The 21,843-nt window shown below is 61.0% G+C and carries 17 protein-coding genes and 1 tRNA gene; 10 read left to right on the top strand and 8 right to left on the bottom strand.

What is annotated here, in order from left to right; all coding sequences use genetic code 11:
* Position 1 precedes the first annotated feature (1 nt).
* The 4 genes from ACR3FF_RS14370 to ACR3FF_RS14355 form a co-directional block, all read right to left on the bottom strand.
* A complete protein-coding gene (locus tag ACR3FF_RS14370; protein ID WP_458188777.1) occupies positions 2-1,021 on the bottom strand; it encodes an ABC transporter permease in 1,020 nt (339 codons plus the stop codon).
* Positions 1,008-2,021: an ABC transporter permease gene (locus tag ACR3FF_RS14365; RefSeq protein ID WP_458188776.1), complete on the bottom strand. Its 1,014-nt coding sequence runs from the start codon at positions 2,019-2,021 to the stop codon at positions 1,008-1,010. The genes ACR3FF_RS14370 and ACR3FF_RS14365 overlap by 14 nt, the downstream gene beginning before the upstream one ends.
* Positions 2,022-2,038: 17 nt before the next feature.
* On the bottom strand, positions 2,039-3,898 hold the full coding sequence (locus ACR3FF_RS14360; RefSeq protein WP_458188775.1) for an ABC transporter substrate-binding protein: 1,860 nt from the start codon (positions 3,896-3,898) through the stop codon (positions 2,039-2,041).
* 114 nt (positions 3,899-4,012) lie between these two features.
* The gene (locus ACR3FF_RS14355; protein WP_458188774.1) at positions 4,013-4,759 is read right to left on the bottom strand and encodes a sugar phosphate isomerase/epimerase family protein; all 747 of its coding nucleotides are present in this window, start codon (positions 4,757-4,759) and stop codon (positions 4,013-4,015) included.
* Positions 4,760-4,849: 90 nt separating this feature from the next.
* On the opposite strand from ACR3FF_RS14355, the gene ACR3FF_RS14350 reads away from it, so the two are divergent.
* Complete coding sequence (locus ACR3FF_RS14350) at positions 4,850-5,950, top strand: Gfo/Idh/MocA family protein (RefSeq protein ID WP_458188773.1); 1,101 nt, start codon at positions 4,850-4,852, stop codon at positions 5,948-5,950.
* Here the strand turns inward: ACR3FF_RS14350 and ACR3FF_RS14345 are convergent.
* Positions 5,940-7,361, bottom strand: a complete 1,422-nt coding sequence (locus ACR3FF_RS14345) for a glucoamylase family protein (protein WP_458188772.1) — start codon at positions 7,359-7,361, stop codon at positions 5,940-5,942. The genes ACR3FF_RS14350 and ACR3FF_RS14345 overlap by 11 nt on opposite strands.
* A gap of 329 nt (positions 7,362-7,690) precedes the next feature.
* Between ACR3FF_RS14345 and ACR3FF_RS14340 the strand changes: the two genes are divergently transcribed.
* The 3 genes from ACR3FF_RS14340 (at position 7,691) to ACR3FF_RS14330 (ending at position 11,421) form a co-directional block, all read left to right on the top strand.
* Positions 7,691-8,383, top strand: a complete 693-nt coding sequence (locus ACR3FF_RS14340) for a helix-turn-helix domain-containing protein (protein WP_458188771.1) — start codon at positions 7,691-7,693, stop codon at positions 8,381-8,383.
* Between the two features lie 87 nt (positions 8,384-8,470).
* On the top strand, positions 8,471-9,808 hold the full coding sequence (locus tag ACR3FF_RS14335) for an APC family permease (protein WP_458188770.1): 1,338 nt from the start codon (positions 8,471-8,473) through the stop codon (positions 9,806-9,808).
* A gap of 2 nt (positions 9,809-9,810) precedes the next feature.
* Entirely contained in the window at positions 9,811-11,421 is a 1,611-nt protein-coding gene (locus tag ACR3FF_RS14330; protein ID WP_458188769.1) for an ABC transporter substrate-binding protein, read from the top strand.
* Between the two features lie 15 nt (positions 11,422-11,436).
* Here ACR3FF_RS14330 and ACR3FF_RS14325 read toward each other — a convergent pair whose 3' ends face one another.
* A complete protein-coding gene (locus ACR3FF_RS14325; RefSeq protein WP_458188768.1) occupies positions 11,437-12,603 on the bottom strand; it encodes a M50 family metallopeptidase in 1,167 nt (388 codons plus the stop codon).
* Between the two features lie 137 nt (positions 12,604-12,740).
* Here ACR3FF_RS14325 and ACR3FF_RS14320 point away from each other — a divergent pair, with 137 nt between their 5' ends.
* Positions 12,741-13,949: an RNA-guided endonuclease InsQ/TnpB family protein gene (locus ACR3FF_RS14320; RefSeq protein ID WP_458188767.1), complete on the top strand. Its 1,209-nt coding sequence runs from the start codon at positions 12,741-12,743 to the stop codon at positions 13,947-13,949.
* Between the two features lie 24 nt (positions 13,950-13,973).
* The gene (locus ACR3FF_RS14315; RefSeq protein WP_458188766.1) at positions 13,974-14,342 is read left to right on the top strand and encodes a cupin domain-containing protein; all 369 of its coding nucleotides are present in this window, start codon (positions 13,974-13,976) and stop codon (positions 14,340-14,342) included.
* On the opposite strand, the gene ACR3FF_RS14310 is transcribed toward ACR3FF_RS14315, so the two are convergent.
* Entirely contained in the window at positions 14,339-14,515 is a 177-nt protein-coding gene (locus ACR3FF_RS14310) for a hypothetical protein (protein ID WP_458188765.1), read from the bottom strand. The genes ACR3FF_RS14315 and ACR3FF_RS14310 overlap by 4 nt on opposite strands.
* 254 nt (positions 14,516-14,769) lie before the next feature.
* On the opposite strand from ACR3FF_RS14310, the gene ACR3FF_RS14305 reads away from it, so the two are divergent.
* Positions 14,770-16,824 (top strand): DEAD/DEAH box helicase, encoded by a 2,055-nt coding sequence (locus tag ACR3FF_RS14305; protein ID WP_458188764.1) that lies wholly within the window; start codon positions 14,770-14,772, stop codon positions 16,822-16,824.
* Between the two features lie 78 nt (positions 16,825-16,902).
* Positions 16,903-16,975 (top strand) — tRNA-Pro (locus tag ACR3FF_RS14300).
* 94 nt (positions 16,976-17,069) lie between these two features.
* Here the strand turns inward: ACR3FF_RS14300 and ACR3FF_RS14295 are convergent.
* Positions 17,070-17,309, bottom strand: a complete 240-nt coding sequence (locus ACR3FF_RS14295) for a hypothetical protein (protein WP_458188762.1) — start codon at positions 17,307-17,309, stop codon at positions 17,070-17,072.
* A 160-nt stretch (positions 17,310-17,469) separates the two neighbouring features.
* Between ACR3FF_RS14295 and ACR3FF_RS14290 the strand changes: the two genes are divergently transcribed.
* Entirely contained in the window at positions 17,470-17,874 is a 405-nt protein-coding gene (locus ACR3FF_RS14290) for a helix-turn-helix transcriptional regulator (protein ID WP_458188761.1), read from the top strand.
* A gap of 56 nt (positions 17,875-17,930) precedes the next feature.
* Complete coding sequence (locus ACR3FF_RS14285; RefSeq protein ID WP_458188760.1) at positions 17,931-21,614, top strand: LAGLIDADG family homing endonuclease; 3,684 nt, start codon at positions 17,931-17,933, stop codon at positions 21,612-21,614.
* The last annotated feature ends 229 nt before the right edge of the window (positions 21,615-21,843 follow it).

Here is a 21,843-nt window from a genome sequence, read left to right as displayed (position 1 = left end):
GTCATGTCATCCCCTTCGTGTCGTCGGTGTCGGTTCCCTCTGCGTCGATTTCGCTGACGGTCTGGGCGTGTCGCGCCCGCACTCTGGGGTTGAACAGTCGGTCTGCTGCCTGTGCGAACAGGGTCAACCCGAGCCCGAGGACGATGATGGCGAGCATCGGAATCAGCAGCCAGTGGAACGCGGACGGCGAGGACACCGCCCCGGCCTGTTTGTACGCGCTGTTCATCATCACGCCCCAGTTCGCTTTGTCGTACGGGAGGATGCCGAGGAAGTACAGCGCGACGGAGCCGAAGATGACGTTTCGCGCCGTCTGGACGAAGTTCATCGTGATGTACGGCATCAGGTTGGGGACGATGTCGTACGTGATTATCTTCGGCGTCGAGATACCCATGACGCGAGACGCCTCGACGTACTCGGCGTCTCGCAGGGTCAACACCTGCGAGCGAAGCGACCGCGCCAGCCCGGCCCACGCGTTGACCGACAGCAAGATTCCGATGACGAACGGATTCCCGCTGAGCGTGTTCGAGAGCGCGCCAGCCAGCACGATGATGAGCGGTAGCCCTGGAATGGTCAGCACGACGTCGGTCATCAGCATGAGCGCGCTGTCCACGACGCCGCCCTTGTAGCCCGAGACGGTTCCGACGACCGTTGCGACTGCGACCGTGAACACCGCACCGGAAGTTATCATCTTCAGCATCGGCGGCGTCGCGTGGACGAGTTGCGAGAGGATGCTCTCACCGGACCAGGTCGTCCCGAGCGGATGCTGCATCGTGCGGAACGCGCCGACGAGCTGTGGCCCCTGATTCGGTGTCGGTGACTGGACGAACACGACGCCGACCGTCCCCATCAGCACGTAGAGCGTGATGATGAACATCGCGATGCGCGCTCGCCAGTCCGTCCAGACGACCCGCGCCGGGGCGAGGACGAACTCCTCGAACGTCTCGCGGTAGCGTTCGGTTCGCGTCAGCGTCGTGTCCGAGACCGTCTCGAAGTCCGAGGACGGAGACTCAGTATGCTTCACGCGACCCACCTCCCTTCGCCCGTGGGTCGACGATGCCGTAGGTCAGGTCGGCGATGTAGACGCCGATGACGACCGCGATGGTGATGACCATGAACGCGCCCATCATCATCGGATAGTCGCGCGCACCGATGGCGCGGATGAGGTAGTAGCCGACGCCGGGATACGCGAATATCTGCTCCAAGATGATGGAACCGCCGAACACCGCACCGATGGCGATCATCAGATTCGTGTACATTGGGAGGATGGCGTTCCGGGCGACGTAGCGCATGGCGATGCGCCGCTCCGAGAGTCCCCGCAGTCGGGCAACTCGAAGGTAATCCTCGCCGAGCACGCGGACGCTGTTACCGCGCATATTCAGCGCCCACCCGCCGAAGCCGGTGATGGCGAGCGAGAGGATGGGCAAGGCTCCGTGCTCTAGCACGCTGATGATGAACGCCGGGGTCAAGCCCGGTTCGATCCCCGAGGCGTAGTGCCCCTGCGTGGGGAATATGCTGAATCGGTAGCCGAGAAACGTGAGCAACAGGAGTGCCACCACGTAGTATGGCGTCGAATTCAACAGCAGGGAGACGCCGGTCGCGGACACGTCGAATCGGCTTCCCTCGCGGTAGGCCATGAACGCGCCGAGGACGACGCCGACGACGAACATCACGAACAGCGACGTCGCCATGATGAACACCGTCCACGGAATCGCCTGGACCAGGATGTCGGTGACTGGTTCGTTCTGCCACGTCGAAGTGCCGAGGTCGCCTTGCAACACCGACCCCATGTAGTCCGCGTACTGCACGTATATCGGTTCGTCCACGGCGAGATTCGTCTGGGCCGCGATGCGCTGTTCTATCTGCTCCCGCGACAGGCCGCTTCCCTGTCGGATGAGCTTCGCTCGCAGGTAGTCCATCGGCCCGCCCGGCAGCAGCCGAATCAACCCGAACGTCAGCGAGATGACGGCGAAGACGGTGAAGATGGCCTGTCCGGTTCGTTTGACGATGTAGTTCGCATTCATGGAAACGAGGACAGGTGTTACTTGCGTTTGGCCGACCAGTCACCCTCGCGCGTGAGCCACGGGGCGGGCCAGTACACCTGCAACTTGGGGCTGTTTCGCGGCGGAACGTTCCAGTCGTCGTCGGTGAGGAACGTCTGTGCCAGCTTCTCCTGGAGGGGCAACACCGGAAGCTCCCGGTTGGTCACCCACGCGAGCTTCTGTATGGTCTGGATCGCCTGTTTTTCGTTTTTCGCCTGCGAGAGCTGCTGGACGAGGTCGGCCGGTTTCACGGACTGTTTGGACCCCGAGGGGTTCGACAGCGGCGCGACGTCGAACTCCCGCGGTGCCTTCCAGATGCTCTTCGAGTCGGTGCTGTCGTACAGGTAGTCGAAGTGGAAGAAGGGGTAGCTCTGGCTGTAGTCCGACCAGCCACCGAGGGCGAGCGTGAAGTTTCCGTTCGCCCAGTCTTTGCCCCAGTAGGTCGAGGTGTCTTTCGCCAGAAGTTGGGCCTGGATGCCGAACTCTTTCAAGTGGCTGACGAACGTCTCCGCGGCGGTCACCCAGTCGGTGAAGCCGGAGGGAGCCTTGACCGGCGCTTTCAGTGGCTTGCCGTTCTCGTCTTGCCACGTGCCGCCGCTCTTCTCGAATCCGGCGTCGCGCAGGAGGGACGCCGCCTTCTCGGTGTTCGTCTCGTACTTGTTGAACTTCCCGGCGACACCGTTCAGCCACTTGTCTTTCACCGCGTTCGTCTGGCCCTTGGTGAGGCCGCTTGGAATCTCGACGGGAATCTTGGAGTCGGTGCCCGCGCCGGAGTTAGTCGCGACCGCCTGCCGGTCGATGACGTATGCGATGGCCTGTCGAACCGTCCGCTGGCCGTAGTGTTCGTGTTCGTGGTTGAAAACCAGACCGAGACCCGTGTGGCGTGCGATGAGGCCGACGCGAACCGAGTCCGGAAGCTGGTTGAGTTTGTTCCGCGGCATGAACAGCGTCGCGGAGCCGTCCGTCTTCCCGTTGATGAGCGCGTCCCAGCGCTTCTGGTTCGATGGCAGGTAGAGATACTCCATCTTCGGGAAGTTGATCATCTTCGCGTCCGGGTGGTCGTCGAATTTGGTGAGCAGCGTTCGGCGCGAATCGGCGTTCTCGAACGTGAACGGGCCACTGCCGATCGGTTCTTTCACCTTCCGGTTGAAGAGGTCGTCCTGAGCCTTACTAATCTCCTCGTCGCCCGACGCCTGTTCGAACGCCTGGAGGTGTTTTTTGTACTCGGCGTGTTTCACGTTCATCCGCTTTGGCTGGAGCAACGCGAGGACTATCTCCTCGTTTACCTTCTGCGAGAGTTTCAGCGTGACCTTCTTCTCGCTCTGTTTGGTAACCGCCTTGCTGATCTCGTCCACGTAGTTCGACAGCGACCCGCCGGTGTACAGGTCGAGTTTCAACTTCGTCACGAGATCAGTCGCGGTCACGTCGTCGCCGTCGTGCCACTTCAACCCGTCGCGCACCGTGAGCGACACCTCGGAACCGTCAGCCGACCAGTCGGAGATAGCGTACCCGGTGTACTCCCGTTTCTGGAGATTGTACTTCATGAACCGGTCGTACAGCACACGACGTGGTTCCGCACCGTTCTTGTCGTTGTAGGGGTTGTACTGGGAGTCTTTGGGGACCGCCCACTGGGCGACGCTCAGCGTGTCGTCTTTCGGCTTTCCGCTCTGGTCGGGAGTACCCGTATTTTTCTGGGTCGTCGCAACGCTCCCCGACTGTGTTCCACCTGTGTCGCCACCTGCACTCTGGCCGCCACACCCGGCCAAACTAGCGGTGAGTCCGACAGCCCCGAAACCCTGGATGAACCGTCGTCGAAGGATGTCGTCGTCACCGTCCGCCTGATTGTTACGCCCTGGCATACCACTCACAAATGAACGGGGGCAAATAAAAATTTTGGTTGAACTAACACTACAATATCTATCACATCTGGTCGGGAGTTCGAGGAGAAACGCGGGACGGTGGACGAGACGGAGTCAGAAGAATTCGCGTCGGAGTTCGTCGAGTCGCTGCGAGCCGTGTGCCAGCGACCGAACCGGGTCGGCTGGCTGGTCGTGCTCGTAGATGAGCCATCGAACGTCGGCGTCTCGCGCGGCGCGCACGGCGTTTTGAACGTCGAGGTCACCGTCGCCCAGTTCGACCGGCGTCCCGTCGGCAGTGCGAACGTCTTTGAGATGAACCAGCGGAACGCGCTCACCCAACTCGTCCAGTACCACTGCCGGGTCACGGCCTGCGGCGTCTATCCAGCCGAGGTCGAGTTCGAATTCGAGGCTGTCGTCGGTCGATTCGACAAGCACGTCGAACGCCGAACGGCCGTCGAGCGACGTGAACTCGTGGTCGTGATTGTGATAACAGAGCGTGCGTCCTTCGGCGGCGACTCGCTCGGCGAGGTCCGAGAGACGTTCGGCCGTCGCTTCGACCGCCTCGCGCGACTCGAAGTGTGTCTCGTCGAGATACGGGACCACGAGTGTCTCACAGCCGACCTCCCGATAGCGCGAGAGCGTCTCCGAGAACGACGATTCGAGTTCGTCGATGCCGACGTGGGCAGCGGTGGCGGTGAGGCCCGCGTCGTCCAGCGCCGCGGCAATCGCGGACGGGGACGATTCTCCTAATCCGGCGAATTCGACGCCATCGAACGTAGTGTTGCCGACTTCGCTGATGAGGGCCGGGAGCGACATACCCAGGTCTCGGAGCGAGTACAACTGTATGCTAGTTCCTACCATCTCGGGAGCGACTACGACATACCCTGTGAAAAAAGTTGCAGTAGTAATTCAACCAAAAATTTTTATAGCTCTGGGAGAGGGTGTGTATCGATGCACACACTCGACATCGGATTCGTCGGCGGCGGCACCGTCGCCGGTTGGCACGCGGAGACCGTCGACTCGCTGGGACACGACATCGCGGCGATAACCGACATCGACCCGGACGTTCGCGCGGCGTTCGCGGCGACCCACGACGTGGACACACAGTACAAAGACCACGAACAGATGATAGCGAACGAGGACCTCGACGCGGTGGTCGTCGCCGTACCGAACGTCTATCACGCCGATTGCGCCGTCGCGGCCCTCGAAGCCGACGTCGACGTATTCGTGGAGAAACCGCTCGCTCACGACCTGGCGGCGGCCGAGCGAATCGAGTCCGCCGAGCGCGCGAGCGACGGAACCGTGATGGTCGGGTTCATGCGCCCGTTCGCGCCCCACGCGACAGCGGTGAAATCGATGATCGACGACGGGGAGTTCGGCGACGTGTACGAACTGAATCTCGATTACGTCCGCCGGCGCGGGATTCCGGGGTACGGCAGTTGGTTCGCCAGCAAGAGCGCCGCCGGTGGTGGCGCGCTCATCGACATCGGCGTCCACGTCCTCCACCTCGGCCTTCACCTGCTGGATTTCCCGGAAATCGAAACGGTGAGCGCCTCTACCGGCGCGCACTTCGGCACGAAAGAAGAGTACACCGCGACCCACGCACCGAACGTCGACCTCGGCGACCCCGAAGAGTTCGACGTCGAGGACAACGCCCGGGCGTTCATCCGAACTGCCGACGACGCCACGATACACCTGAAGTGTGCGTGGGCGAGCAACTCGGAGGTGAGCCGCGAGGTGCAGGTGCTCGGCGACGAGTCCGGCGCGGAGTTTTCCATCATGGGTGGCGACCTCACGCTCCGCTCGACGAATCGCAGTGGCGTCTCGGACGAGACGGTGACGTATCCGCCACTCGAAGGCCGCGACCTGAGTTTCGGCAACGGCGAGACGTTCACCGCCGAGTGGCAGTATTTCACCGGGGTCGTCGCCGACGAGCGCGAGCACACGCGAAGCACGCTCGAAGAAGGTGTGACCGTCCAGCGCGTCATCGAAGCGATTTACGAGAGCGCAGACACTGGCTCGGAGGTCGCGCTGGACGACCTCAGATACTGAACTCTTCGACGGCCAGCACGTCCGCCGGTCGTTTTCCGACCTCGTCCCGGTGGAAGTAATCGCGGAGGACGCCACCAGTGAGGTGGTTCGCAAGCGCCGCGACGGTCATCCCCTGGTCGAGCGCGAGATAGGTCTTGGTCACCGTCCCATCGGTCACGTTCACCGAATCGTAGAAGCCGAAGTCGCCGTACGCTCCGAGGTCACGGAGTTCGAGGGCGTTTTCGAACACCGCCTGCGGGGCGTCTTCGACCGCGAGGAACGAGGCGTGTGGCGTGACGAAGCCGTTTTCGCTGTATCCCCAGATGCCAGCCTGTTCGACGCCGAACGCGCCGTACCCGTCCGGCGTATCGCAGGGCGAGAAACCCCACGCTCGGTAGCCCTGTTCGTTCGCGTACGCTCGCTGAATCTGGGTGTGGCGACGGGCGTTCAGCCCGAGTGCGTCGGTGCCGAGTTCGCGCTCTTTGAGCACCAGCGAGGGCATGAGCGACTCGAACATGCTGCCGCCCCAGCTCGGGACGTACTCCACGCCGAGATACTCGTAGTGGCCTTCGAACACTTCGACGCCGTCGTAGGTCCTGAACTCGCCCTCGGGTCGCTGATTCGTCCAGTCGTAATCCGAGGTCGGCGGAAAGGTGCGGAACATCCCCCACCAGTGTTCTTTCGGAACGTCGCCTTTTCCGATGCCGACGTAGCTCGCGACGCGAGGTTCAGTGTTGAACGCGCCGTAGTGATGAGGTGTGTACTCGCCTTCGCCGACGTCGTAGCCGCCGTACATCTGGCCCGGCCCGGCGTAGGGGTCGTCGGGGTGGAAGATGTCGTAGACGGTCGGGTCGTAGAGTGTCGAGTAGTCCATCGAATCGAGCAGTGACGACGCCTGCTGTGAGAGGCCGTCGTAGGCTTGCCCGGCGACGACCAACCCGGCGGAGAGCCAGCCGTTGTCGACGGTCGAGATGAAATCGCCGCCGAAATCCACGTCGATGGTCGTATCGTCCGTGCGATACCAGCGGTAGAACAGGCCGTTCCACGTCTCGACGTTCTCCAGCGTATCGAGGGTCGTCTCGATTCGCCGTTCGGCTTCGTCGTGGGTCAGAAAGCCGAGTTCGTCCGCCGCGATTGTGCTGAGCAGATACATCCCGACGTTCGTCGGAGACGTGCGCCGCGTGACGTCGAACCCGTCGCCGTCTTCGGCGACTTTGTCCGGGGTCAACCCCGTCTCGGCGTTCGTGAACCGCTCGAAGTAGCGGTACGTCTCCGCGGCGATGCCGCGGAATCGGTTCGTCCGTTCGCCGCGCCGTCGAGCGGTAGCAGTGGCCGCCGTGGACGCCGCGCCTATCGACGCGACACCGGTCGTCCGGAGAAACCGTCGTCGGCACCAGCCACCGCGGTCGTCGTCTTTGGCATGATTTACCATGACAACAGTACGCAGAAACCAGTGCCACTTTAAAGTTATTGAAATAAAACTTCAAAATTTCACAGCGAGAGAGATATAGTATCGGCGTCAAACGACGATAGATTGGGCGGTACACCGCCGTTAGCGATGGTCTCGTGCAGTCTCCGGGAGCGTCGGTAAATCGTGAGAATCGTAAAATCGCTGTAATCGAACGACGAGAGACGAATCGAGAACGACTCGTTCAGCAATATTCTCTGGGCGAGCGGTCGCGGTGAGTCGGGTCGCCTCGTGATGGAGCCACCCCTTGTTCGGCGAAAATAGTCATACGTGTTTGGAGAAAAAGGACGACCGTGAGCGCAATTGCCGACTTCGGAATCCGGTCCGAGGACTTCGTGCTCAGCCACGCGACGAGCACCGTCCCCGGCATCAAAATCGAGATCGAGCGCATGGTCATGCACGGCAAGTCGGGGCTGACGCCGTACTTTCGAGCCATCGGTGAGGAGTTCGACGCCTTCGAACGGGCGCTTCGAGAGGACGAGACGGTGACCGAGATACGAACGCTGGAGGAGGCCATCGACGAGCGGTTCTACCGTGCGCGGTGGACGGAGAACGTAGAACATCTCACAGAAGGGCTCGCGGCGGTGGATGCGACGGTCGTCCACGCGAAGAGCGAGGGAGACCACTGGCGATTGCGGCTTTCGTTCGCCGACCGGGACGAACTATCGACGTTCTACGACCACTGTGACGACGCACTCTCGATGAACCTGCGGCAGGTGTTCGACCGCTCGAATCCGACGACCTACGGCGAGTACGAGGTGACGCCCGAACAGCGGGATACGCTCGTGGTGGCGTTGGAGAAGGGGTACTTCGAAGTCCCACGCCGAATCACGATGGACGAACTCGCCGAGGAGTTCGACATCACGACCCAGTCCGTCTCCCAGCGGATGCGTCGCGGACACGCGAACGTCCTTCGGAACACGCTCGCACCGGAGACGGTGGATGGAACAGAGATGGACGGGGACGGGAATGGCGGTCCTGACTGACCGTGGAGGGGAGTCTCCCGGCCGGACTTGAAACCGGTTGAATATTCAGCCATCAGATTGGCAGGGCTTCATCCACATGAACGACACATGGGCGAGAAGCTCGATCTAAAGGAAGCCGTAGCGATGGCCCTCGGCGGGATGATCGGCGGCGGCATCTACTCTGCGTTCGGTATCGTCGTCGCGATCTCCGGGAAGGTCGCGTGGTTGGCGTTCGCCGTCGCCGGATTCATCGCGATGTGCGCGGGGTACAGCTACGTCAAGTTGAACGAACTGGTGGACGACAAGGGGGGCGCACCGACGTACATCGAAGAGATAGTGGAGAATTCGACGGCGGCAGGGATGACGGGGTGGACGCTCCTGTTCGGCTACATCGGATCGATGGCCCTGTACGCCTACGCCTTTTCGTCCTTTTTCTCGGAACTCGTGGGGCGACTCAACTACGCGATGGTGATCCCGGTCGTGAACTACGAGTTCGTCGCCCCGGTTCCGAACGCGATTTCGGTGTTGCTCATCGGCCTGTTCGTCGGTCTGAACCTTCTCGGGGCCGCCGAGACGGGGAAAGTCGAGGACGTGCTTTCTTTCTTCAAGGTCGGCGTCATCGCCATCTTCGGCGCGTGGGGCGTCTGGTTCGCCTACACCGGCCAGACGCTGAATCTCGGGTTCTCCGAACTCGGGTTCAGCCCCATCATCGGCGCGGCGATGTCGTTCGTCGCGTTCCAGGGCTGGCAGTTACTGATGTACGACCAGTCGGAGTTCGAGAATCCGACCGAGAACATCAAGAAGGCCATCTACGTCTCGATTCCGATAGCCACGCTGTTGTACGTCCTCGTGGCGTTCACGACCGTCAGCCTCCTCGAACTGTCGGTCATCGCGGTGTCACCCGAGGTGTCGCTGTTGTACGCCGCGCTCCCCTTCATGGGGTCTCTCGGCGCGTTCGTCATCGGCATCTCGGCGCTGTTCTCGACCGCCAGCGCGGTGAACGCCACGCTGTTCAGCGGGGCGCAGTTCTCCCGTGACCTCATCGACAGGGGACTCCTGCCCGACCGATTCAGTGCGAGCGACGACGAGGGAGTGCCCTCGAAACTCGTCGTCGTTCTGGGCGTTCTCTCGGCGGCGTTCGCGGTGTACGGCAGTCTCCGCAGTATTACTTCCTTCGCGTCGCTCGCGTTCATCGCCGTCTTCGGCGCGATGAGCTATCTGGCGTTCCGCGAGCGCGACGAGGTCGACGACATGGTCGTCGCCCTGCCGGTCGTCGGCATGCTCGGCTGTGTGGCTTTCTTCCCGCTCTTGCTATACAACCTCTATCTGAACAGTCCGAGCACGTTCTTCCTCGTGCTCGTCATCGCGGTCGTCGTCATCGGTGTCGAACTGATCTACTTCGAACGACAGCCCATCGAAGAGGCGATTCCCGGTTTGAGTGAGTAACCATGAACGAGAACACGCGCGAACTGGACCGTCGTACCGCACTGAAGAGAATCGGCGCAGTCGCCGGGTCGGCGGCGCTCGCGGGCTGTGCAGGCGTCGCTGGCGATTCCGGTCAGCAGTTGCGCTACGCACAGGTGCTCACGCCCGTCTCCGTAGACCCCATCGCCGTGGACGACCCGTGGTCGGGACAGGTGCAGTCGCTCGTCTTCGAAGGGCTGTACACCTACGACTACGGCATGAACCTCGTCCCGGTACTGGCGAAGGGAAATCCGAAGACGAGTGACGACGGGAAACGATACACCATCGAACTGCGTGAGGAGGCGCGTTTCCAGAACGGCAAACCGGTGACCGCCGAGGACGTGAAATACAGCTACGAGAAGCCGAATCAGGAGGAGACGCCGCCACCGACGAAGTGGCACGTCGACACGATAGAGACGGTGAAAACGCCCTCCGAGAGGACGGTGGAGTTCGTCCTGAAACATCCCTATCCGGGATTCGGGCACGCGCTGACGCGGCCGGTCGTGCCGAAGGCGGTGCGCGAGCAGAATCCGAAGGCGTTCGGGAAGACGACGACGCTCGGGTCGGGTCCGTACCGGCTCGACCGATTCAAACCCGGCAAGTACGCCACCCTGACGGCGTGGAACGACCACTGGCGGTCGCAGGGTGAGGCGATTCGACGAGCGAAGTTCGTCCCGAACCACGCCGGGTTGGCGCGGACGATGAGCCTGAAGACGGGGCAAAACGACGTCGTGGAGCGAATCCAGCCGAAGCTCTGGCAGACGACGAAGGACTTTCCCGACTCGAAGGTCGTCTCAACCGAGAGCTACCACTACCACTTCGTCGGCTTCAACTGTAGCAGCGGGACGCCGACCGCGAAGCCGACGGTGCGCGAGGGCATCGACGCCCTCCTCTCGATGGACGAACTGGTAAAACACGTGGTCGAACCGGCGGGACGGCGACAGTACAGTCCCCTCCCCCGACAGGTCGCAACGTCGTGGAACATGCCCGTCGAGGAGTGGAAGACGATTCCGAAGAAAAAGAACCACCACGAGGCGAAGAAACTCATCAAAGAGGAGGCGGGGGTGAAATCGTGGAGTCCGAAGATTGCGGTGCCAGGGACGAAGAGTTCGGGCGACAAGATGCGCGAGAAGATAGCCGAGACCATCGTCCACGGCCTGAAGAAGATGGGCTTTCGCAAAGCTCGAACCGAGAAGTATCCGTGGCCCAAGTTCCGCGAACTCGCGACCACCGGCGACCAGGGTAACTACGCGATGTTCGTCGGCTCGTGGGCGGGCTATCCCGACCCCGATACGTTCCTCTATCCCCTGTTCCACAGCAACAACGAGGGGCTGACCAACGGCACCTACTACCGCGACGAGAGCCTGATGGAGCGAATCGAGAACGCCCGGCAGACGGCGAACCACGAAGAGCGCAAGCGACTGTACGAAAAGAGCATCCGGACCATCCTCGAACAGCGCGTCCACCTCCCGGCGTACACCCTGCACAACAGTTTCGGCGTGAAAGATCGAGTGTCCGGATTCAGACCCCATCCCGTCTCGCAATCCAATCCGCGACTCGTGAGTCCGGACGGGTCGGTGTCCCTGGACGAGTGACCAAGCGACGCCTGGTCACGACGGTTGTTCGCGGGGTGTGAAATCCTCCTCCGAACGACCACTGCTCTTGATGATGTCGAACGCGGTCATCAGGTCGGTGCGGGAGATGATACCCGCCACGTTTCCGTCCACGTCGATGACGGGCAGGCGACCGATGCCGTGTTGTTGAATGGTTTCGAGCGCGTCCATCGCGTCGCTGTCCGCGGGAATCGTCTTCACGTCGGTGGACATCACTTCCTCGACGGTGTAGGCGTCGCGTTCGACCTCTCGGACGGCACGGGCGTCGTCTAACGTTATCATCCCGACGAGTTCGCCGTCACGCACCACGGGGTAGCCGGTGTGGCGCTGTTTGAACATCATCTCCAGTAAGTCGGCGATGGACGTGTCGGGTGAGACGGTTTTCAGGTCTGTCGCAGGCGTCATCACGTCGCGGACGCGGACGTCACGAAACGCCGCCGAGAGGACGGTCTGCTGGGCCTCGCTGGACGCGCCGATGTAGATGAAGAAGGCGATGCCGATGAGGATGAAGTTGCGACCGAAGAGACCGAACAGGCCGAGCAAGATAGCGAACACCTTGCCGACCTCGGCGGCAATCTGGGTCGCCTGCGGGAACGGGCGCGTGCGTGCGAGCAGCGCGCGCAGGACGCGTCCACCGTCCATCGGGAACCCGGGCATGAGGTTAAACGCGGCGAGCACGAAGTTCATCAACGCGAGGTAGCCCACGACGAATCGAACCGCCTCCAGGTCAGCGGGGATGGCGAACAGCGCGAGATACGAGACGACGCCGAGGACGATGCTGACGACGGGGCCGGCGATGGCGATGAGCAGTTCTTCGAGCCAGTTCTCCGGTTGGTCGGTGAGGCGAGCGATACCACCGAAAATCCACAGCGTGATGGAGTCAATGGGGAAGCCAAATCGCATCGCCACGACCGAGTGGCCAAGTTCGTGCAGGACGACGCCGACGAAGAGGCCGATGGCGGCGGCCCCGCCGAGATACCACGGCATCGCCCCTGTCGAGAGAGATTCGTCGGTCAACCCGAGATTCCAGAGTTGGTTCAGTGTCTCTACCCAAAGACCGACCTGCGTCCCGATGAGCCACGCGAACACGGGCAAGATGAGGAGGAAGGTCAGGTCGAGTTTGATCGGGATGCCGAACGCACTCCCGATTCTGAAGCTTCGCATACGAGTATCTAGCGGCGGGAGCGTCTTAAACTTCCGCGCACCGACACCGCCACGAGTCGGTCGTCTTCCGTGCCGGGTCGGAGACCGTCTCAACGCGACCCGAAGTATTCAAGAGGACGCTCGGGGGAGAAAAAAGCGTGAGTGGTTCCGAGTATCTCAAGCGGACGGCAGTAACCCGCCTCGTGATCGAGGAAGACGACCACGAGCGCCTGTTGGCGATGGTGCGCGAGTGGAAGCGTGGGTGTCAACTCGCGGTCAACAGCGCGTGGGGGAACTGTCACACCCGCAACGAGGTACAACGACTCGCCTACGACGAACTGCGCGAGCGAACCGACCTCGGGAGCCAGCACGCCGTCCTCGCCACCCACCGCGCCGCCGAGGTGATAAAGCGCGCGCTCGACCGGGACGATACCGAGAAGCCGGAGTTCACCAGTCCGACAGTGGTCTACGACACGCGAACGATGACGCTGTTCGACGACCGAAGCGTCAGTCTGACGACGACGAAAGCGCGCGCTCACTGCACCCTCGACTTCCCGGCGGGAGGCTACCAGTCGCGGTATCTCGACGACGACCGCTGGGAACCGGCAAAGAGCGTGCTGCGCTACCGCGACGGTGAGTTCGACCTCCACCTCGGATTTCGTACCCCCTATCCCGAAATCGAGCCGCCGGACGACGACGCCACCGTTCTCGGCGTCAGCCTCGGCATCGAAAATCTGGCCGTGACGAGCACGGCGCAGTTCTTCTCCGGTGGCGAACTCGCCCACCGTCACCGCGAGTTCGCGGAACTGCGCGCCGACCTGCGTGAGACGGAGACACGAAATGCGCGGCGAACGCTCCGACGGGCGGGCGACCACGCGGACAACTTCGCCCGAGACGCCCTCCACGAGGTCGCCGGCGGTATCGTCGAAGAGGCGGAACGACACGGCTGTTCGGTCGTCGCGTTCGGAGAACTCGAAGCCGTCCGCGAGATGCTTCCGAGTGCCGAACCGTTCCACGACTGGCTGTTCGACCGCCTGTTCGAGTTCGTAGCGTACCGGGCGGCAGAGCGAGGAATCACGGTCGTGCAAGTGAACCCTGAGTACACGAGCCAACGCTGTACCGCCTGTGGGTTCACGCACCCGCAAAATCGGGACGTGGAGAACAACCACTTCGAGTGTCTGAAGTGTGGCAACGAGGCGAACGACGACTACAACGCGGCGAAGAACGTCGGGTTTCGGTGTATCCGGCGCGGGCCGCTCTCCTCACGCGGCATCGGCGCGAGGTACTGTGCGCTCAGTTCGGGCCGGGTGACGCCGGACGGGGAGTTCGTTCCGAACGCGGAGCTCGAAACAGTGCAAAGACCTTAGCCGCTTCTGTGCGAACGGTCGCGTATGTCCGACGTCGACCCGATCGTACGCGAAGCAGACGACATCGAATACGAAGCAGTCGGTGCCGCCGAGGGACTGAAAAAGGGCGTCCTCATCGGTGAGGAACAGAACGCGCCACACTTCGCCATTCGCCGATTCACGCTCGAAGCCGGTGCCGAAGTGCCCGAACACACGAACGAAGTCGAACACGAACAGTACGTCCTGGAGGGCGAATACGTGGTCGGAATCGGCGACGAAACCTACGAAGTCAGCGCGGGCGACTCGCTACTCATTCCGGCTGGCGTGGTTCACTGGTATCGAAACGAGAGCGACGAGTCAGGTGCGTTTCTCTGTGCGGTGCCGAACGGAGACGACGAAATTCGACTGGTCTAGCGGTGCTCGGAGAGCGATACCACGGCGTCGATCGACGACGCTACCCACGCCGATTCGTCGCTCGAATCGCGCATTCTGACGAGCGGACGGTCGCGGTCTGCGCCGTCTTCGATTTCGAGGACGATTCGGTCGTCGAACCGCTGTGGAAGCTCTTCGTCGTGCGTGCCTTTCATGCGGGCCACCTGAGGCGCTACTACGCGCTGTCTGCGCCTTCCGAGCGAACTGGCTTTGTTATGAACCGGTTGCGAGCCGGTAGTGGCGGAATACCGAGTTCTCGTGGCTGTTATCGCCGTATTACTCGCATTCAATGGTGCATTTCGAGAGCGTTGGCGGTGCCTAAAACGGCGGGACGGGAGAGCTATCCACGCGCGACGGGAGTGCTCTCGGGTTCGAATCCCTGAAATACCTCCACCGTGTAGCACGTACCGTGTCGAAGCAGGCCCAGCAGGTGGATACGCTCTTCTGCCACGAGACCGACCGGGGATATCTGGTCGTCGCACAGCAGAACGGCAAGCGACTGTTCCGCGCCGTCCTCGAGCTAAAGGAGACGAGCGCCGGACCGCGACCCGGGCGATTTCTACAGAAAGACGGGTCGAGCGAGAAACCGCGCAGTCCCGACGAGTTCGTCGACCTCGCGCGTAGCGCAGACCGCATCCGTATCTCACAGCAGACCTCGCGGGCCGCCCGCGAAGAACTCGAAGAGATGCTCGCGGGGTACCAGCTCGAAGCGAAAGCCGTTCGTACCTGCCGGTACTGCGCCAACAGCGGGCGCTACTCGCCCATCAGCAGCGAGACGGCCATCGACGCGGGCGACGAGTACATCTGTCCCGACTGTGCGACCCAGGAACTCGAGCGCGAACTCTCGTTCCGGGGTGACCTGACCGGGGCCGCACAGGACCGACTCGAAGAGCTACTGCTGGAAGTACAGGACCTAGAACGAATCACGAACCTGCTCAAAGGACGCCTCGACCCCGACCTGACGAAGTTCGACGAGATCAGCGCGAACGTCGAGGACGTGGAGAACGTGCCGGTCGATTCGCTCGGCCTGCACCCAGGCATCCAGAGTCTGCTGGAAGACCGATTCGATAGCCTCCTCCCGGTTCAGAGTCTCTCGGTACAGAACGGACTCCTCGACGGCGAGGATCAACTCGTCGTCAGTGCGACGGCGACCGGAAAAACCCTCGTCGGCGAGATGACGGGCATCGACCGCGTGCTGAACGGGCAGGGGAAACTGCTCTTTCTCGTCCCTCTCGTCGCGCTGGCGAATCAGAAACACGAGGACTTCAAAGACGAGTACGGCGACCTCGTGAACGTCACCATCCGCGTGGGTGCGAGTCGGGTGCGCGACGACGGCAACCGATTCGACCCGAACGCAGACGTCATCGTCGGCACCTACGAGGGCATCGACCACGCGCTCCGCACCGGGCGTGACCTGGGCGACGTCGGAACCGTCGTCATCGACGAGGTACACACCCTCCAGGAACAGGAGCGTGGTCATCGACTCGACGGGCTCATCTCGCGGTTGAAATACTACTGCGAGGAGCGTGCGAAACGACGGAACGAGTACGGTGGCGCACAGTGGGTGTATCTCTCCGCGACGGTCGGCAACCCCTCGGACCTGGCGCGGGCGCTCGAAGCGAACCTCGTGGAGTTCGAAGAGCGACCGGTCGCGCTGGAGCGTCACGTCACCTTCGCGAGCGGGCGCGAGAAACCGAACGTCGAGAACAAACTGGTCAAACGCGAGTTCGACCGCGAATCCTCGAAGGGGTATCGCGGCCAGACCATCATCTTCACCAACTCGCGGCGACGCTGTCACGAGATCTCCAGAAAGTTAGAGTACAACTCCGCGCCCTACCACGCCGGACTGGACTACGGACGGCGCAAACAGGTCGAGCGCATGTTCGCCGACCAGGACCTCGCCGCGGTCGTGACGACCGCCGCACTCGCCGCCGGTGTCGATTTCCCCGCCTCGCAGGTCATCTTCGACTCGCTGGCGATGGGTATCGAGTGGCTCACCGTCCAGGAGTTCCACCAGATGCTCGGACGCGCCGGGCGGCCCGACTACCACGACCGGGGCAAGGTGTACGTGCTCGTCGAACCCGACGGGAGCTACCACAACAGCATGGAAATGTCGGAAGACGAGGTGGCGTTCAAACTCCTGAAAGGGGAGATGGAAGACGTTCGCACGCTCTACGACGAGAGCGCCGCCATCGAGGAGACGTTGGCGAACATCACGGTCGGCGGCAAGGCCGCCAAACGCCTGAACGACCGGATGATCGGTGACGTACCGACGAAACACGCCCTCGGCAAACTGCTCGAATACGAGTTCATCGACGGCTTCTCCCCGACCCCCCTCGGCCGCGTGGTGACGACGCACTTCCTCGCGCCCGACGAGGCGTTCCGCATCGTCGACGGCATCCGCAAGGAGAAACACCCTTTCGACATCGTGGCCGACCTCGAACTCCACGGCGAGGAAGACTGACACGCGACCCCGTCGATTTCGGTGCTAGCCCGTTCAAAACGAAACTCTTTACAGGAAGAGGAGGATACAAAGATGTACGGGATCGTGGGGTAGCTTGGTATCCTTTCGGCCTTGGGTGCCGATAACCCCGGTTCAAATCCGGGCGATCCCATTCTTTGGCGTCACGATGATACCGCCGCGGAGTGTGGCCGAGAGCGACAGCAGCGTCGAACTCCTGCAGCGAAAAAACAGCCGTCTGTAACTCGTTACTCGGTCTGCTGGCTCGAATCGTCCGGCTCCGCGTCGTCCCCTCCGTCGGTCTGCTCCGACTCCCGGTCTTCGAGGTTGCTTTCGATGGTCTCCTGTTTCATCTTCGATTTGAACTTCCGTTTGACGAGGAAATAGCCGCCGACCGAACCGGCACCGAACACGACTGCGCCGGGTTTGCCGAATCGTCGATATCCGAACTTTGCTGCCTTCTTGCCGACCGTCAGTGGTCCAAGCATGCTCAATACTCGCGTCTCCGACCGCAAAGACGACAGGGCTGTCCACGCAAGTCGTTTATCCGTGACCGAAACCGACCCGTTCCTCACATAGAATCGTCGTGAGTACGACGACACCGACAACCGGATGGTTTATGTTATCGCACAACATTACACATTGTATATGTGTCGTCTCTCCGCCTTCCGCCAGAAGTGGCGAAACGCCGCTCCCGAGGAGGTGAAACGGATAAGGTGTAACAGGAACGCCGGGCACGAAGACGGAAAGTCGAGTGGGATGGGCCACGGCGCGTCGATGTCGCCGATGCCGCTACCGGTGACGAATCTCGTGATGGAGACCGGTCTCACGCCGGACGCGTTCGTTCGGAGACTGCTCGAACGGCACCACGGGACGATGCGCCAGCAGGAGATCATCCGCGAGACGGGGTGGTCGCGGTCACGTGTCAGTCGTTTGCTTTGTTTGATGGAAGCCGATGGGCAGGTCGTCCGCGTCCGATTCCGTGGGAGAAGACCGTCTATCTGCCAGGTTCGGTTCCGAGAGCGATGCTGGCTCTCGACACTGAATTGGTAGACAGCTGAGTAGATATTGCGAAACTTCTTACCTAATCGAGCACCAACGGGAACTGAATGGCTCGCGCGGAAAACACGGAACTCGTAGACCGATTCGAGCAGTTCTACCGGCGGTACTACGGCGACGAGGTCGGGGAGCTCGCACAGCAGTACCCGAACGAGAAGCGCTCGCTGTACATCGACTGGGACGACCTCTATCGGTTCGACGCGGACATCGCAGACGATTATCTGGCTCAGCCACAGCAACTACAGGAGTACGCCGAAGAAGCGCTTCGCCTGTACGACCTCCCTGTGGACGTGAGTCTCGGACAGGCCCACGTCCGGATGCAGGGCCTCCCGGAAACGACGGAAATCCGTGCGATTCGTGCCCGGCACGTCAACACGCTAGTGAGCGTGCAGGGAATCGTCCGCAAAGCGACGGGGGTTCGACCGAAGATTCAGGAGGCCGCGTTCGAGTGCCAGCGCTGTGGAACGCTGACCTACATCCCCCAGGCTGGAGGCGATTTTCAGGAACCGCACGAGTGTCAGGGCTGTGAGCGACAGGGACCGTTCCGCATCAACTTCGACCAGTCCGAGTTCATCGACTCCCAGAAACTCCGCGTCCAGGAGAGTCCCGAGGGCTTGCGCGGGGGCGAGACGCCACAGAGCATCGACGTCCACATCGAAGACGACATCACCGGCAACGTGTCGCCGGGCGACCACGTGACGGTGACCGGCGTCCTCCACCTCGAACAGCAGGGGAACGCCCAGGAGAAATCCGCCGTCTTCGACGTCTACATGGACGGCGTGGCGGTCAAAATCGAGGACGAAGAGTTCGAGGACATGGACATCACGGACGCGGACAAAGAGGAGATCATCGAACTCTCGAACGAGAGCGACATCTACGAGCAGATGGTCGCCTCCATCGCCCCGGCAATTTACGGATACGACGAGGAGAAGTTGGCGATGATTCTCCAGTTGTTCTCCGGCGTGACCAAACACCTCCCGGACGGGTCGCGGATTCGCGGCGACCTCCACATGCTCCTCATCGGTGACCCTGGGACTGGGAAATGCGTAAAAGGAGATACGAGGGTCACGCTAGATGATGGGCGAGAGGTTCCGATTCGAGAACTCGTCGAATCGAATCTGGATGACCCGAAACCGATAGACGATGGCGTATATCAAGAGGTCGATTTCGGCGTTCCCTCGATGACTGATGATTGTTCTCTCGTCCAGAAACGTGCGACGAAGGTCTGGAAACGGGAAGCGCCGGACACCATGTATCGCGTCCGAACTGAATCTGGAAAAGAGTTGGAAGTAACACCTTCGCATCCGCTATTCGTGCAATCGAGCGGACGATTCCAACCAGCGAAAGCAGATCAATTGGTAGAAGGCGATTTCATCGCCACACCACGGACGATCCCGACCGAGAGCTACGACGAACTCGAAGTCGGGTATCGTCGGTCGAAATCACACAACGCGATTCGACTCGACTGCCCGAAAAAGTGGACACCCTCACTCGCAAGATTACTCGGATACGTCATCGCCGAAGGGTACGTAGAAAAGCGAGAGGACAACACAGGATTCGTCTCGATAACGAACAACGACCGAGAGATACTGGACGACGCAAGCGACGCGCTTGACCGATTAGGTCTGAATTATACGGAACGAAAATCCCATGTTGGAAAGTCGGCCCGCGAAGTAATGTGTTCGTCTAGGGAGTTCGTCAGTTTCCTCGAAAATCTCGAACCGACGATTCTGAAACCCTCCGCAGAACGGCAAGTACCGGACGAGTTGATGCGTGCGAGCACGGGAATGAAACGAGCGTTCCTCAGAGCGTACCTCGATTCCGAGGGTCATGTGTCCGCCTCACAGCGCGAAATTTCCGTCGCGTCGATGAGTGAAACACTGTTGCAGAACGTCGGCAGTCTTCTCCTTTCGGCTGGAGTCGAACCGACTCTCTGCGAGCGAGAAAACGGGAGCTATCGACTGCGAATCGGAGGAAAACAGTTCGAGAGATACGTCGAGAACGTTGGCTTCGTTACCGACCGAAAATCACTTGCAGCAGGCGGATTTGACGGGACAGTTGGCAACACGAATCGAGACGTGATTCCAGTAACCTGTGATGAGTTACGGTCTATCCGTGAATCACTCGCGCTGTCGCAATCCGACTGTGGCGTCCCACGCTCGACGTATCAACATTACGAACGCGGTGATAGAAATCCAAGTCGAAAGAGCCTACAAAAGGTCGTCTCTGTTTTCGAAGAGCGAATCGATCAGCTCAGCGAAATCAGAGACCAACTCATCAGTGGGAGTTGGGAGGATATCAGCACAGTTCGTGACGAGCTGGGTCTGTCTCAACGGACGCTAGCAAACGGAATGGACGTTACACAAACTGCTATCAGCTACTACGAGCGTAACGCTATCGTTCCGGATGGCGGGCAAGTTGCCGACGCGAGAGATGTGATTCTCGACCGAATCGACGACGCACTGAGCGTTACGAGGGACGTGGAAGCCCTGCGTCGATTGATAGAAGGTGACATTTTGTGGGAAAAAATCGACACTATCGAACGAGTCGAACCCGACTACGATTGGGTGTACGACCTCGAAATTGAGGAGACGCACAACTATCTCACGAACAACGTCGTCTCACATAACTCTCAAATGTTATCATATATACAACATATTGCACCACGTTCCGTCTACACCTCCGGGAAGGGTTCGTCCTCGGCGGGGCTGACGGCCGCCGCCGTCCGCGACGATTTCGGCGACGGCCAGCAGTGGACGCTCGAAGCGGGTGCGCTGGTGCTGGCAGACAAGGGCATCGCGGCAGTCGACGAACTCGACAAGATGAGCCCTGAAGACCGCTCTGCGATGCACGAGGGCTTAGAACAGCAGAAAATCAGCGTGAGCAAAGCCGGCATCAACGCGACGCTGAAATCGCGCTGTTCGCTCCTCGGCGCGGCGAACCCGAAGTACGGGCGGTTCGACCAGTACGAACCCATCGGCGAACAGATTGACCTCGAACCCGCGCTCATCTCCCGGTTCGACCTCATCTTCACGGTTACCGACCAGCCCGACCCCGACCACGACGCGCGGCTCGCAGAACACATCCTGCAGACCAACTACGCGGGCGAGTTGAACACGCAGCGAACCGAAATCAACGCCCCGAACATCACCGAAGAGGAGGTCGACAGCCAGACGGAGGAAGTCGCCCCGGCCATCGACGCAGAGCTCCTCCGGAAGTACATTGCCTACGCGAAATCGAACGTCTATCCGACGATGAAACCGGAGGCTCGCCAGGCCATCCGTGATTTCTACGTCGACCTGCGTGCGAAAGGTGCCGACGAAGACGCTCCGGTCCCGGTCACGGCCCGAAAGCTGGAAGCGCTCGTCCGACTCTCGGAAGCCAGCGCCCGCGTTCGGCTGTCAGACACGGTCGAGCAGGAGGACGCAGACCGCGTCATCGACATCGTTCGGTCGTGCTTGCAGGACATCGGCGTCGACCCCGAGACGGGGCAGTTCGACGCCGACGTGGTCGAGACGGGGACGTCGAAGTCCCAACGCGACCGCATCAAGAACATCAAACAGCTCATCGCGGAGATCGAAGAGGAGTACGACGAGGGAGCGCCGGTCGAAGTCGTCCTCGACCGAGCGGACGAAATCGGAATGGACCCCTCGAAAGCCGAGCACGAAATCGATAAACTGAAACAGAAAGGCGAAGTGTACGAACCGTCGACCGATCATCTACGAACGACCTGAGATGGGTGACATCCTCCCGCGGCTCAAGACCTGTCTCTTACCCATAAGTCAGTGATAGAGAGAAAATCTAATCAAATGAGATCTGAGAAGAAGGAATGAGTCAAAATGCAGTCATTATTGGAACTGAACCTTGAGTCGCTATGAGTACTCTGTCTTTGATACCGGAGAGAAGCTGAGATTCATGGTGAGTATCGCTGAATGAGCGCTTTCACCGCTCATTCAGCACCAA

This window comes from Haladaptatus ordinarius (genome assembly GCF_054177595.1).
Note: the sequence above shows the minus strand (reverse complement) of the source record. Positions and strands in the feature narration are given on the sequence as shown.

What these genes read in the sequence shown, in the direction of transcription:
- ACR3FF_RS14365 (WP_458188776.1), bottom strand. Translation starts at nt 2,021, where the DNA reads ATGAATGCGAACTACATCGTCAAACGAACCGGACAGGCCATCTTCACC.
- ACR3FF_RS14360 (WP_458188775.1), bottom strand. Translation starts at nt 3,898, where the DNA reads ATGCCAGGGCGTAACAATCAGGCGGACGGTGACGACGACATCCTTCGA.
- ACR3FF_RS14355 (WP_458188774.1), bottom strand. Translation starts at nt 4,759, where the DNA reads ATGGTAGGAACTAGCATACAGTTGTACTCGCTCCGAGACCTGGGTATG.
- ACR3FF_RS14350 (WP_458188773.1), top strand. Translation starts at nt 4,850, where the DNA reads ATGCACACACTCGACATCGGATTCGTCGGCGGCGGCACCGTCGCCGGT.
- ACR3FF_RS14345 (WP_458188772.1), bottom strand. Translation starts at nt 7,361, where the DNA reads ATGGTAAATCATGCCAAAGACGACGACCGCGGTGGCTGGTGCCGACGA.
- ACR3FF_RS14335 (WP_458188770.1), top strand. Translation starts at nt 8,471, where the DNA reads ATGGGCGAGAAGCTCGATCTAAAGGAAGCCGTAGCGATGGCCCTCGGC.
- ACR3FF_RS14330 (WP_458188769.1), top strand. Translation starts at nt 9,811, where the DNA reads ATGAACGAGAACACGCGCGAACTGGACCGTCGTACCGCACTGAAGAGA.
- ACR3FF_RS14325 (WP_458188768.1), bottom strand. Translation starts at nt 12,603, where the DNA reads ATGCGAAGCTTCAGAATCGGGAGTGCGTTCGGCATCCCGATCAAACTC.
- ACR3FF_RS14315 (WP_458188766.1), top strand. Translation starts at nt 13,974, where the DNA reads ATGTCCGACGTCGACCCGATCGTACGCGAAGCAGACGACATCGAATAC.
- ACR3FF_RS14310 (WP_458188765.1), bottom strand. Translation starts at nt 14,515, where the DNA reads ATGAAAGGCACGCACGACGAAGAGCTTCCACAGCGGTTCGACGACCGA.
- ACR3FF_RS14295 (WP_458188762.1), bottom strand. Translation starts at nt 17,309, where the DNA reads ATGCTTGGACCACTGACGGTCGGCAAGAAGGCAGCAAAGTTCGGATAT.
- ACR3FF_RS14290 (WP_458188761.1), top strand. Translation starts at nt 17,470, where the DNA reads ATGTGTCGTCTCTCCGCCTTCCGCCAGAAGTGGCGAAACGCCGCTCCC.
- ACR3FF_RS14285 (WP_458188760.1), top strand. Translation starts at nt 17,931, where the DNA reads ATGGCTCGCGCGGAAAACACGGAACTCGTAGACCGATTCGAGCAGTTC.